Annotated in this window: 13 protein-coding genes and 1 pseudogene; 9 read left to right on the top strand and 5 right to left on the bottom strand. The window is 61.8% G+C overall.

Annotated elements, in window-relative coordinates; all coding sequences use genetic code 11:
- Nucleotides 1-64: 64 nt before the first annotated feature.
- The 3 genes and pseudogenes from LRO94_RS11335 (at nt 65) to LRO94_RS11345 (ending at nt 2,568) form a co-directional block, all read left to right on the top strand.
- Nucleotides 65-692, top strand: a pseudogene (locus LRO94_RS11335) (TetR/AcrR family transcriptional regulator).
- Complete coding sequence (locus tag LRO94_RS11340) at nt 689-1,366, top strand: type 1 glutamine amidotransferase domain-containing protein (RefSeq protein ID WP_095186012.1); 678 nt, start codon at nt 689-691, stop codon at nt 1,364-1,366. The pseudogene LRO94_RS11335 and the gene LRO94_RS11340 overlap by 4 nt, the downstream one beginning before the upstream one ends.
- 77 nt (nt 1,367-1,443) lie before the next feature.
- Entirely contained in the window at nt 1,444-2,568 is a 1,125-nt protein-coding gene (locus LRO94_RS11345; RefSeq protein WP_179179204.1) for an alkene reductase, read from the top strand.
- A 123-nt stretch (nt 2,569-2,691) separates the two neighbouring features.
- Here LRO94_RS11345 and LRO94_RS11350 read toward each other — a convergent pair whose 3' ends face one another.
- Nucleotides 2,692-3,690 carry an NAD(P)H-quinone oxidoreductase gene (locus tag LRO94_RS11350; protein ID WP_179179203.1) on the bottom strand — a complete coding sequence of 333 codons (999 nt, stop codon included), beginning with the start codon at nt 3,688-3,690 and terminating at the stop codon, nt 2,692-2,694.
- A complete protein-coding gene (locus tag LRO94_RS11355; protein WP_179179202.1) occupies nt 3,687-4,913 on the bottom strand; it encodes a YbfB/YjiJ family MFS transporter in 1,227 nt (408 codons plus the stop codon). Before LRO94_RS11355 ends, LRO94_RS11350 begins: the two co-directional genes overlap by 4 nt.
- Nucleotides 4,914-5,025: 112 nt before the next feature.
- Here LRO94_RS11355 and LRO94_RS11360 point away from each other — a divergent pair, with 112 nt between their 5' ends.
- Both LRO94_RS11360 and LRO94_RS11365 read left to right on the top strand, forming a co-directional pair.
- The gene (locus LRO94_RS11360) at nt 5,026-5,901 is read left to right on the top strand and encodes a LysR family transcriptional regulator (protein WP_032888423.1); all 876 of its coding nucleotides are present in this window, start codon (nt 5,026-5,028) and stop codon (nt 5,899-5,901) included.
- Between the two features lie 74 nt (nt 5,902-5,975).
- A complete protein-coding gene (locus LRO94_RS11365; RefSeq protein WP_095186008.1) occupies nt 5,976-6,362 on the top strand; it encodes a DoxX family protein in 387 nt (128 codons plus the stop codon).
- 43 nt (nt 6,363-6,405) lie between these two features.
- On the opposite strand, the gene LRO94_RS11370 is transcribed toward LRO94_RS11365, so the two are convergent.
- Nucleotides 6,406-7,224 carry an alpha/beta fold hydrolase gene (locus tag LRO94_RS11370; protein WP_032888427.1) on the bottom strand — a complete coding sequence of 273 codons (819 nt, stop codon included), beginning with the start codon at nt 7,222-7,224 and terminating at the stop codon, nt 6,406-6,408.
- 148 nt (nt 7,225-7,372) lie between these two features.
- Here LRO94_RS11370 and LRO94_RS11375 point away from each other — a divergent pair, with 148 nt between their 5' ends.
- On the top strand, nt 7,373-8,440 hold the full coding sequence (locus LRO94_RS11375) for an NAD(P)-dependent alcohol dehydrogenase (RefSeq protein WP_032888429.1): 1,068 nt from the start codon (nt 7,373-7,375) through the stop codon (nt 8,438-8,440).
- Between the two features lie 137 nt (nt 8,441-8,577).
- Here LRO94_RS11375 and mntP read toward each other — a convergent pair whose 3' ends face one another.
- A complete protein-coding gene (mntP, locus tag LRO94_RS11380; RefSeq protein WP_032888431.1) occupies nt 8,578-9,141 on the bottom strand; it encodes a manganese efflux pump MntP in 564 nt (187 codons plus the stop codon).
- Nucleotides 9,142-9,362: 221 nt separating this feature from the next.
- Nucleotides 9,363-9,674: a hypothetical protein gene (locus tag LRO94_RS11385; protein WP_032888433.1), complete on the bottom strand. Its 312-nt coding sequence runs from the start codon at nt 9,672-9,674 to the stop codon at nt 9,363-9,365.
- A 217-nt stretch (nt 9,675-9,891) separates the two neighbouring features.
- Between LRO94_RS11385 and LRO94_RS11390 the strand changes: the two genes are divergently transcribed.
- The 3 genes from LRO94_RS11390 to LRO94_RS11400 are packed head-to-tail and all read left to right on the top strand — an operon-like array spanning nt 9,892 to nt 12,042.
- Nucleotides 9,892-10,536 carry a secretin and TonB N-terminal domain-containing protein gene (locus LRO94_RS11390; protein WP_179179201.1) on the top strand — a complete coding sequence of 215 codons (645 nt, stop codon included), beginning with the start codon at nt 9,892-9,894 and terminating at the stop codon, nt 10,534-10,536.
- Nucleotides 10,533-11,078 (top strand): RNA polymerase sigma factor, encoded by a 546-nt coding sequence (locus LRO94_RS11395; protein WP_032888437.1) that lies wholly within the window; start codon nt 10,533-10,535, stop codon nt 11,076-11,078. Before LRO94_RS11390 ends, LRO94_RS11395 begins: the two co-directional genes overlap by 4 nt.
- A 37-nt stretch (nt 11,079-11,115) precedes the next feature.
- On the top strand, nt 11,116-12,042 hold the full coding sequence (locus LRO94_RS11400) for a FecR family protein (RefSeq protein ID WP_179179200.1): 927 nt from the start codon (nt 11,116-11,118) through the stop codon (nt 12,040-12,042).
- The last annotated feature ends 496 nt before the right edge of the window (nt 12,043-12,538 follow it).

The following is a 12,538-nucleotide window of genomic DNA, read 5'->3' on the forward strand; positions in this document are numbered from 1 at the left end:
TCGACTCGGCCCCTAACATTGCCTCAACGAACTAGACGACTGGTCTAATCGGTTGGAGTCAAGCATGAGCAGCGAAACCAAAAATACACGACAGACCATTCTGGATGCGGCGCAAGTGCTTGTCGGCCGCAAGGGATTTTCTGCGGTGGGCCTGAACGAAATCCTTCAAGCGGCCGAGGTGCCCAAGGGGTCGTTCTATCACTACTTCACCTCTAAAGATGGCTTCGGTGTTGTGTTGCTCGACACCTACTTCGACCACTACGTGCACGGCATGCAGCAGCTGTTCGACCAACCGGGTTTATCCCAGCACGCCAAGTTGATGCGCTATTGGGACGCCTGGATCGACAATCAGACCGGCTGCACCGAAGCGGGCAAATGCCTTGCCGTCAAACTGGGTGCGGAGGTGTCTGACCTTTCAGAGCCGATGCGTTTGGCCCTGCAACGCGGCACTTCGCGCACCATTGCATTACTCGCCGTGGCGCTGCAGCGCGGCGTAGAAGACGGCTCATTGCGGCTTCAACATCGCCCACAGGACTTGGCCCAGCAGCTGTATGCGCTGTGGCTGGGAAGCAGTGTCATGAGCAAGATCACCCTTACATCTGCGCCGTTTGATGAGGCGTTGCTGCTGACCCGACAGCTGTTGGGTCACCCTGAACACACTGACATTCACTGATCGAGGCACTGGAAAATGAAAGTATTAATGGTACTGACCTCTCACGACCAGCTTGGCGACACCGGCCGCAAGACCGGCTTCTGGCTCGAAGAGTTTGCCGCTCCGTATTACGCGTTCAAGGACGCCGGCGCCGACGTGGTACTGGCATCCCCAGCCGGTGGCCAGCCGCCGTTGGACCCGGTCAGCGACGAACCGGATGCGCAAACCGAGCAGACCCATCGCTTCGCGGCCGACTCGGCGGCGCAGCAGGCGCTGGCCAATACCGTCAAGCTGGACACGGTCAACGTGGACGCCTTCGACACGGTGTTTTACCCAGGCGGCCACGGCCCGCTGTGGGACTTGGCGGAATCGCCGGTGTCCATCGCGCTGATCGAATCCTTTGAGCGTGCCGGCAAGCCGATTGGTTTTGTCTGCCACGCACCGGGCGCGCTGCGTCACGTCAAGGCGGTCAACGGTGACCCGTTGATCAAAGGCCGTCGCGTGACCGGTTTCTCCAACTCTGAGGAAGACGCCGTAGGCCTGACAAAGGTGGTGCCTTTCCTGATTGAAGATGAATTCAAGAAATTGGGTGGCAAGTATGAGAAGGGCGCCGACTGGGCATCCTTCGTTATCGTTGATGGCTTGCTGGTCACCGGGCAGAACCCCGGCAGTTCCAGCGATGTCGCCAAGGCCCTGCTGAAACTCACCGCTTAACTTAATCAACCGCTCGATTCGTTGGCGACTCTTTAGAGTCGCCAATGCTTTCGTGCGCCCAAAATTTGGAAAAACCCATGACTGACAACGTTTTAAGTACCCCGGTAAAACTGGGCAATCACACCCTGACTAACCGTGTCGTGCTGCCGCCGCTGACCCGCCAACGCAGCGCCCAGCCCGGCGATATCGCCACCGATCTGATGGCTGAGTATTACCGTCAGCGTGCCAGCGCCGGATTCATGGTCAGCGAAGGCACGCAGATTGAACCCCGTGGCCAGGGCTATGCCTGGACGCCGGGCATCTACAGCCCGGCGCAAATCGACGGCTGGCGCAAAGTCACGGACGCGGTGCATGCCGACGGCGGGGTGATCTTCGCGCAACTGTGGCATGTGGGGCGCGTGTCCCATAACGCCTTGCAGCCCGACGGCGCGGCACCCGTGGCGCCATCTGCGCTGGCGGCCTTGCAAGCCAAAGCTTTTATCGCCACCGGGCCTGGCACCGGCGAACTGGTGCAACCACCCGTGCCGCGTGCGTTGAGCACCGCTGAGGTCAAGCAACTGGTCGGGCACTACGCCCAGGCTGCGCGCAATGCCCTGGACGCAGGGTTCGACGGGGTGGAAATCCATTCGGCCAATGGTTACCTGGTCAACCAGTTCATCTCGGCCCATTCCAACACCCGCGACGATGAGTACGGTGGCTCACTGGAAAACCGTCTGCGCTTTCTGCGTGAGATCGTCGAAGCGGTCAGCGCCGTGGTCGGCCCGGAACGCCTTGGCGTGCGTTTTTCACCGTTGTTCAGCGGCACCGACGAAGACCGTGTGTACATCGGCCTGGTGGAAGAAGACCCGCACCACACCTACATCGAAGCGATCAAAGTGCTGCAAGCGTCGGGCATTGCTTATGTCTCCATCGCCGAAGCCGACTGGGACAACGCGCCCATCTTGCCCGACAGCTTCCGTGAAGCCGTGCGCAGCACCTTCAGTGGCCGCATTGTCTATGCCGGGCGCTACACCGCTGAACGCGGCGCGAAACTGGTGGAAGCAGGGCTGGCGGATTTGATCGCGTTTGGTCGGCCGTTTATCGCCAACCCGGATCTGCCGCAGCGGATATTCAACGGGTGGCCGCTGAATCCGCTGCGGGAAGAGGGGATGTATGGTGGGGGTGAGGAAGGGTATATCGACTACCCCACGTACCTCGGGTAGTCATGCAACCAATGTGGGAGGGGGCTAGCCCCCGATGGCGGCGGGACAGTCACAGCATCATTGACTGACCCACTGCAATCGGGGGCAAGCCCCCTCCCACATTTGCTATCTAGTGCCTGCTGGTTACGCGACCCGCAAGACAATCTTGCCAATATGATCCCCACCTTCCATCCGCGCATGGGCCTGGGCCGCGTCGGTGTATTCGTGCACCTTGTCGATGATCGGCAAGCAGCGCCCGGCTTCCAGTACCGGCCAAATGTATTCACGCAACTGTTCGGCAATCGCGGCTTTTTCATCCTTGCTGCGCGCGCGCAACAGCGAACCGGTAATCACCGCGCGTTTGCCGAGGATGGTCAGCAGGTCGACGTCGTTGGCCTTGGCGCCGCCGAGGAAACCCAGCATTACCAAGTGGCCGTCCATGGCCAGGGCCTTGAGATTGTTGTTGAGATACGAGGCTCCCATGATGTCTAGGATCACATCCACACCCTGGCCGTCAGTCTGTTGGGCAATGACGTCGGCGAAGTCCTGCTCGCGGTAATTGATCGGCGTGGCGCCCAGCTTCGCAATGGCCGCGCATTTGTCGGCGCTGCCGGCGGTGGCGAAAGCCTGGATGCCGAATTCGCGGCACAGCATCAACGCGGTCGTACCGATGCCGCTGGTGCCGCCGTGGATCAGCACGCGTTGGCCGGTGTGCGCATCGCCGAGGCCGAACAGGTTGGCCCACACAGTGAAGAAGGTTTCCGGTACGGCGGCGGCTTGAATCCAGTCCATGCCCTCGGGGATCGGCAAAGCCTGGCCAGCGGGCACCGCGCAAAACTGCGCATAACCGCCGCCATTGGTCAGGGCGCACACCTTGTCGCCCAGGCTGAACGCGGTCACGCCGTCGCCCAGCGCCACCACTTCACCGGCCACTTCCAAACCCGGAATCGGGCTCATGCCGGGCTTCATCGGGTATTTGCCCGCACGTTGCAGGGCGTCGGGGCGATTCACCCCGGCGGCGTGCACGCGGATCAGGATCTCGCCGGGACCGGCCACGGGCACTTGCGCCTGGCGCGGTTGGAGCACCTCTGGGCCACCGGGCGTGATGATTTCGATCAGGGTCATGTCGTTAGGGAGCATCATTTGAAGTTACCTGCAGCGATGAGCGTATGGGGTGGGACCGCGTCGGGCGGCCGGCGGTTCAGCAAAAGCATGACCAGTTCCAGTGCAAGGGCGACCACTATCGCCCCGGCCGCGATCATGAACAACAGCACATGCTGGCCGCCGCTCGCATTGAACAGGGCTGAGTAAGCAAAGCCCGCGACCGCCTGAAAGGTGGCAAAGGACACCGTGGCACGGCTCCAGGCGACCTGCTGTTGGTGATGATTGGGGATCAGTTCGTGCACCCGCGCCAGCGCCAGCGGCACGATGCCCGGCGGGAAGGAGCCGAGGATGACCGCCAGTACCGCCAGGGCCGTAAACGAGCCGGCGAACGGCAACATACCAACGGCAATCGCCTGCACCAGCAACACCACGCGGATGCTCAAGCGTGCGCCGAGCTTGTCTGCCAGGAACCCATAAGTGACGGGCCCCACAATCGAGCCCAGGCCGTACATCACCCAGATCATCGCGCCGATATGCGCCCCGGCACCCAGGCCGCGGGCCACGTAATCCACCAGAAATACCATCGCCGGCACCAGGCCCGCCGCCATAAAGGCGTATTGGGCAAACAGCAGGTACACGCCAGCAGGGGTCGGCAACGTGCTGCCCGCCGGTTGCGGTGCTTCATGCTGCGTGCCGTTGGGCCAGGCGAACCAACTGGCGGCCGTCAGCACCACCGCCAACAGACCGAGACCGAACCAAGTCTGCTGCAAACCCAGGCTCAGCAGCGGTGGGACCAGTGTGCCCGAACCGGCAATCCCCAAACCGATGCCCAGGAAGATCGCGCCACTGGCCAGGCCTCGGCGTGCGGCCGGTACATGGGGCAACACGGTCGCGGCCACCAGCACCATGATCGCGCCACCGGCAATGCCCGACAGCAGGCGCCAGCCGAAGAACCACGTCACCGACAACGGAAAACCACAGGCAAAGAACGCCAGGGTCACCGCCACCATCATCAGACGCAGGGCGCTTTTGTTGGAGCTGCGTTGGGCGAGGGGGCGGCCTATCAGCGCGCCGACCAGGTAACCCACCAGGTTGGCGGCGCCGAGGTACACCACGTCATTGGCGCTGAACCAGTGGGCCTGGATCAGCGATGGAATCAACGGCGTGTAGGCAAACCGCGCCAGGCCGATGCTGACCAGGCTGGCGCACAGGCCGGCGAAGATGGGCAGCCAGACGGCGCTGCGTGCTTGAGTGTCTTGCATGGTGGCGGTCCTGAGTATTTTTCTCTGGCGCCCAGCATATCGAGGAACGTCGGTGCAATAATGCAGCGATTACACGGCACAGTGATGCAGATATGCAGCATAAGGAGTACGCATGAATTGGGATGACGCACGGGTATTCCTGGCGGTATGCCGCGAGTCCACACTGCGCGGCGCTGCACGGGTGCTGGGGGTGGACCAGGCCACCGTCGGGCGGCGGGTCAACGCCCTGGAAAAGTCCTTGAGCGCGACGCTGTTCCTGCGCACCTCCGAGGGCTACGCCTTGACCGCCGTGGGCGAAGCCGCGTTGCACTCGGTGGAAAAAATGGAGCGTTCGGCCCTGGACCTGGAGCGGCAGATCCAAGGCCTGGATGACCGCCTGACCGGCACCGTACGGGTCAGCACCACCGATTCCCTGGCCATCGACTTTATGATCCCTGCGATTGCGCGCCTCCACGCCCAGCACCCGGATGTGCGTGTGCAGTTGGACGCATCGACCCAGTTCCTGAGCCTGGCCAAACGTGAAACCGACATTGCCGTGCGCAACACCCGTCCCGATAGCCCCGACCTGATAGCCCGTCGCATCGCTCGATGGCCGCTGGGGTTGTTTGCTTCCCAGGCTTACGTCGATCGCCACGGGATTCCCGAGCCCGGCAGCCTGTTTGAAGGCCACGACCTGGTGGTCTACCAACCCTATCTGCAAACCCACAAAGACCTGACCCTGGTGTCCGAACCCTTGGGCCGTGGGCGCATTGTCGCGGCGTTGAGTTCCAGCCTGCTGGTGCGCCGCTCCATTGCCGCCGGGCTCGGTATCGGCGAGATCCCGGTGTACACCGGCGAGCGTGACGGCCTGGTTCGCCTTTGGCCCGAGCGCACGCGGCCGGTGCCTTATGACGTGTGGCTGGTGACCCACGCCGACCTGCGCCACACCGCGCGGGTGCGGGTAGTCATCGATGAAATCGTCGCGGGGTTTGCGGGAACGGGGGAGTAAAGGTCAGCACAGGCTTGCAATCTTGGGGGGCGCTCTGTGGACACAATCGATGTGTCAACCAACAGGGAACACCTATGAACGAATCAAGACATCAGGATCTGGGGCTGTTGTTTCTGCGGGCGAGCGGGGCGTTGTTCCTGCTGTGGGTACACGGCTTGCCCAAATTGCTCAATTACAGCGAACAACTGAAGCTGATCGAAGACCCGTTTCACCTCGGCGCACACGTCACGCTGCTGCTGGCGATTTTTGCCGAAGTGCTGTGCCCGTTGCTGATCCTTGCCGGCGTGCTGGTGCGCCTGGCATGCCTGCCCATCCTGGCGGTGCTGTTGATCGCCATGGTGGTCGTGCATCCAGAGTGGACGTTGTTTGAAGGGCAGTTTGGGTGGTTGCTGCTGATCCTCTTTACCAGCGTGCTGATCGCCGGGCCGGGGCGTTTTGTGCTCGGTCAGCGTTTTGCCTGAATAAAAAAAGCCGGGCGAGCCCGGCTAAATAAGGAGAGCGGTTTCAGCGCTTCAGGAACGCCAGCAAGTCTTCGTTCAACGCCTGGGCGTGGGTCACGGCAAACCCGTGGGGCGCATCTTTGTAGACCTTCAATTCGGCGCCCTTGATCATCTCGGCGGCCACTTTACCGGTGGTTTCGAACGGCACGATCTGGTCGCCATCGCCATGGATCACCAGGGTCGGCACGTCGATCTTGGCCATGTCCGGGCGGAAGTCGGTTTCGGAGAAGGCCGTGACGCAATCCACGGTCGACTTGAGGGACGCCAGCATCGCGATTTGCAGGGTCTGGGTCAGCGTACCTTCGGAAACGGTCTGGCCCTTGTTGATGCCGAAGAACGGCGTGTTGAAATCAGCGATGAACTGCGCACGGTCTTTCAGCAAACCGGCCTTGATACCGTCGAACACATCGGTCGGCACGCCCTGTGGGTAATCGGGCTTCTGGCCGAAGATCGGCGTCACTGCACCCAGCAGCACCAGGCCGGCTACCCGGGCACTGCCGTGGCGTGCGATGTAGCGCGCAACATCGCCACCGCCCATGGAGAAGCCCACCAGGGTCACCTCCTTGAGGTCCAGGTGTTCGATCAACTGCGCGATGTCATCGGCGAAGGTGTCGTAGTCGTTGCCGGTCCACGGCTGGTCCGAACGGCCAAAGCCACGGCGGTCGAACGCGATGGTGCGGTAACCACGGCTGCTCAGGTATTCCATCTGGTATTCCCACATGTCGGCATCCAGCGGCCAGCCGTGGCTGAACAGCACGGGCTTACCGCTGCCCCAGTCCTTGAAGTAGATCTGGGTACCGTCTTTGGCAACGAATGTGCTCATGGAAAACTCCTGATTGAGGGGGCGAGAAGACTCTAGCTCACTATTGCCGTAAACCTGACGAAGGGCTTGTATGGGTGTGCTTGGTTGAACGGTTCAGCGTCTATGCTGGTCCACTGACCTCTACCGTCAGATCACACAGGTGAACGAAATGGCCAAGACTTACAGCTACGCCGCCCAGAACGCCAAGGATGTCCTCAAGCCCTTTACCTTCGAGCGCCGCGCGCCAGGGGCGGACGATGTACAGATCGACATCCTGTATTGCGGCGTGTGCCACTCCGACCTGCACACCGCGCGCAACGAGTGGAACAACACCCTTTACCCGTCGGTCCCCGGCCATGAAATCGTCGGCCGTGTGACGGCAGTCGGCGCCAATGTCAGCAAATTCAAGGTCGGCGACCTGGCCGGTGTCGGCTGCATGGTCGACAGTTGCCAGCACTGCGCCTCCTGCGCCGAGGGCGAAGAGCAGTACTGCGAGAGCGGTTTTACCGGCACCTACAACGGCCCGGTGTTCGGCGGTGAAAATACCTTTGGCGGCTACTCGGACAGCATCGTGGTCAAGGAGAAGTTCGTGCTGCGCATTTCCCACGACGATTCCAACCTGGCCGCCGTGGCGCCGTTGTTGTGTGCGGGCATCACCACGTATTCGCCGCTGCATCACTGGAAGGTCGGGCCCGGCAAGAAGGTCGGTGTAGTCGGCCTCGGCGGCCTCGGCCACATGGCGGTGAAGATCGCCCACGCCATGGGCGCTGAGGTCACGCTGTTCACCACCTCACCCAACAAACGCGAAGACGGCCTGCGCCTGGGCGCCGACCATGTGGTGGTGTCGAAGAATCCAGACGAAATGGCCAAGGTCGCCAACAGCCTGGACTTCATCCTCAACACCGTCGCCGCGCCGCATAACCTCGATGCGTTCCTTAACCTGCTCAAGCGCGACGGCACCATGACCCTGGTCGGCGCCCCCGACAGCCCGCACCCGTCGCCGACCGTGTTCAACCTGATTTTCAAGCGCCGCAGCCTGGCTGGTTCGCTGATCGGTGGGATCCAGGAGACCCAGGACATGCTCGACTTCTGCGCCAAGCACGGGATTGTCTCGGACGTGGAGATGATCGACATCCAAGGCATCAATGAAGCGTATGAGCGGATGCTCAAGGGCGATGTGAAGTATCGGTTCGTGATCGATATGGAGAGTTTGAAGAAGGAAAGCCACGCGGCCTGAAAACTCGACCTCCAAGCCACCGTAGAACCCCTGTGGGAGGGGGCTTGCCCCCGATAACGGTAGTACAGTCACAGCATCATTGACTGACCCACCGCCATCGGTGGCAAGCCACCTCCCACATTTGTTATGTGTGCACGTCAGACCGAGAGATGCTCGTAAAGAATCGTCGCACCCACCAGCATCAACACCACGCCGCCGACCATCTCGGCACGCTTACCCACCACGGTGCCCAGCACCCGTCCGAGCATCATGCCGATGGTCACCATGGTCATGGTCGCCAGGCCAATCGCGGCGGAGGCCACCAGGATATTCACGTCGACGAACGCCAGGCCAACACCCACTGCCATCGCATCGATGCTGGTGGCAAACGCCGTGACGGCGAGGATCATGAACGAGTGCTGGGTCGGTTTCTCGGCTTCTTCGTCATCGGCCTTGAGCCCGTTCCAGATCATGTGCAAGCCCAAACCGACCAGCAGGGTGAAGGCGATCCAGTGGTCCCAGCTTTCCACCCAACGGGTGGCCACGTGGCCGATCGCCCAGCCGATCATCGGGGTGATGGCTTCGATCACACCAAAAATCACACCGGCACGCAGGGCTTCGGTCAAACGCGGTTTGTGCAGGCTGGAGCCTTTGCCGATGGCCGCCGCGAAGGCATCCGTGGACATGGCCAGGGCGAGAAGAATCAGGGAAATGGGGTTCACGGTGAGGCTTCCAGTCGGGCTATAGGACACAACGACACAACCACGCGCCCGACTTTAGGCATGGATGTGTCGCTGGTCTCACCAACCGAAAAACGGTGTTCGCACCACGGCAGGTTGCCGAATATGTTGATACGAACGCTTCCAACGGGGTCAGAAGCCGGTTACTCCCCAACGAGGTGGCCGATCATAGGGGGGCAAAGATGAAAATTTCGTCAAAAGGCTCACGGCCGTTGCGGCTTGACCGACGTACCAAACGTATTGCCCATGCGCACGCTGGTTGCCGCCGGGGTGGATAAGCCCACGGCGTTCGGCGGCCGCTGCTCGATAGAAAGATGCTGTGCCTCACGGTTTTTCTTCGCCGCCTTGGTTGCATTCGTGTCATTGCCCATTTGTTGGCCCAGGCAGCCGTAATCCGGCGCCTTGTACCCATCCACCGTGACCTCGGTGCAACCGCTTGGCGCATTGTCGGCGTGGGCGAGTAAGGGCAGGGCGGCGCACAGCAACAGGCTGGCGAGGGTCGGGAGCAGCTTCATCATGGCCTCCTGGCAGGCCCGAAGGAGTGGGCCGGTATGGCTTGAGAGTCTAGTGCAGCGGGCTTCTCGTCACCGTGATGTTTTTTTTGCTATCACCGTAACATCAGGTTCATAAACGGGCCTCAGGATGACGGTTTTCTAGGGCGCGTCGGCCGTGCAGCGATGCTACGCAGGGGGTGAACAGGGAGCCTGGAGGCGCGCCGTATGCGCCCTGGTCTTGCTGTTGCTGCTGGCCGGCGGCGGGGTTGCGCGAGCGCAGTCGCCGCTGTTGCTGCTGAACCTGCCCGCGCAAGACCTTGAACACGCCCTGCAGGCCTATAGCCGCGCGACGGGGATAGCGGTGCTCGTGGACCGTGAGTTGACGCAGGGCCGACGCTCCCTCGCCGTGCGCGGTCGCTTCACGGCGCAGGAGGCTCTGGCGATGTTGCTGACAGGGAGCGGCCTGATGGCACGTTATGCACGCAGCGATGCGTTTACCTTGCAGTTGCCCGAGGTTAGCCAACCGCCCCCGGCGCATGGTGCGGCGGCCCGCAGTACTGCGCGGATCAATAACAGCTACGCCACGGCCTTGCAGCAGGCCATCGAGACCAGCCTGTGCCGTTCGCCCCTGACTCGGCCCGGCAGTTTTCGTGCGCTGGTGCAGGTGTGGGTCAACCGCGACGGCGTGATCGAACACAGCCGGCTGGTCAGCTCCACCGGCGATGAACAACGCGATGAAGCACTGGTCCGCAGCTTAGGCGCTGCACGGGTGGAACGCCCGGCGCCGAGTTCACTGCGTCAACCGGTGACTTTGCTCTTGATGCCCGACACCACAGGAACACGCATGGAATGCACAGCCGTAAAAGGAGCCTCGGGCGGATGAAAAATACCGGGCACAGCACGATGGTCAGCTTGTTCCTGGCCTCTTACGAAGATTTCAAGGTGCGTTTGCGCAAGCGTCTGGGCTCCGAGGACCTGGCCAATGACGTGTTGCACGAAACCTACCTGCGAGTCGACCGCATGGAGATGCCGCCGAACCTGGCGCAACCGAATGCTTACCTGTACCGCATGGCCCTGAACATCGCTGCCGACCGCCGCGAGGCCGACGCCCGTTTGCTGACCGGCAGCGAGGTGGAAGAACTGCTGCAAAGCGCCGACGAAGCCCAGGACCCGTCGCGGGTGGTGGGCGGTCAACGTGAAATCCAGTCCCTGGTCAAAGCCCTGTATGAACTGCCCTCGCGCCGACGCAAGATCCTGATCGCCGCCCGCCTGGAAGAGGCGCCGCACCTGGAAATCTCCCAGCGCTTCGGCATTTCCACGCGCATGGTCGAGAAGGAAATCAAGGCCGCACTGGGTCATTGCGCCAAACGTCTGGAAAGAAAAGTGATCCAGCGGTTCGGTCCCGGCGCCGGAAAACCGTCTTAGTGTTGAGTCCCTGATAAAACCGTGAGTATGTGCGCGCTTGAACATTTTTAGCCTCTCCATCGCCCGGCAATCCGCCGCCAGCCCCTTGCACGATGAAGCCCGCGACTGGCTGCTCCTGCTGACCTCGGGCCGCGCCACCGTGGCCGATGCCAAGGCCCTCAAAGCCTGGTGCGCCCAGAGCGCGGAGCATGCCCAGGCGTTTGAGCAGGCGAAGGGGTTGTGGCAGCAATTGGCACCGGCGCTTGAGCAACCGTCTGCGCCGCGTCAGTTCGGGCGTCGCGCATTTCTGGGGGCCGCGATTGCCGCGTCGGCGGCGGTGGTGATGGTGCGCGTCGGCGTGCCGGGCGGGTTTTCCGGGCTGACGGCGGACTATCGCACTGAGGTCGGCGAGCAGCGCCAAGTGCTGTTGAGTGACGGCGTGAGCCTGGAACTCAATACCCAGACGCGCATCAGCCGGGTGGGTCAGGGGATTGAATTGCTCGAAGGCGAGGTCGAGGTCGTCGCCCATATTGCGCAGCCGCTCAAGGTCCAGGCCGGGGAGGGCTGGGTCAGTGCGGCGCAGGCGCGGTTCAATGTGCGCCATACCGATCACAGGGTGTGTGTCACCTGTATCGAAGGGTCGCTGTCGGTGGACGTGGGCGGCAACAGCGTGAGTTTGGGCCGTGGTCGGCAAATGAGCTACGGCGCTGCCGGGGTCAGTGACGTGATCGCCGTGGATACACAGTCGGTGGTGGCCTGGCGTGAGCAGGTGCTGGTGTTTGACAACGCGACGTTGGCGACGGTGGTGGATGAGATCAACCGCTATCGGCCGGGGATGTTGGTGTTGCTTAACAAAGAATTGGGGCAGCGGCGGGTGCAGGCTCGGTTTAGTTTGCAGCAGTTGGCGGGCGTGGCGTTGTTGATACGGGATGCTTATGGGGCTAAGTGTACGGAGTTGCCTGGGGGGGTTGTTTTGTTGAGTTGAGGTGTGTCGGCGTACATATCCGTTAGGGTGTACGTATCCGTTAGGGTGTACATATCCGTTATTTAGGTAACGACGGCTTGTGGTTCCGCTCTTACAGCGGGTCACTTTTGTAAAGGCACAAAAGTAACCAAAAGGCCTTCGCCCCACCACTCGGTGCCTCGCCTAGGCTCGGCATGCCCGTAATCCGACATTGATTTGGGGGCCGCCGCCACGCGCCATCCATGGCGCAGGGCGGCTAAACCGGCATCCCTGCCGGTTTACCCCCCAAATCAACGTCGAATTCCGGCCATCGTGGTTGACGGGGCGATTTCAGATCAAAAGCAAGAGCGCGGCGGCCTTAGAGCCGACCGGGTTCTTAAGCCGAACTCCGTCCAAATGTGGGAGGGGGCTTGCTCCCGATGAGGGTGTGTCAGTTGATGCAGTTGTGACTGACCCACTGCCATCGGGAGCAAGCCCCCTCCCACAGTTTGATCTCCATAGATCAGACAGATAGGTT

The sequence above is a fragment of the Pseudomonas sivasensis genome, assembly GCF_021391435.1.
Lineage (GTDB): Bacteria > Pseudomonadota > Gammaproteobacteria > Pseudomonadales > Pseudomonadaceae > Aquipseudomonas > Aquipseudomonas sivasensis.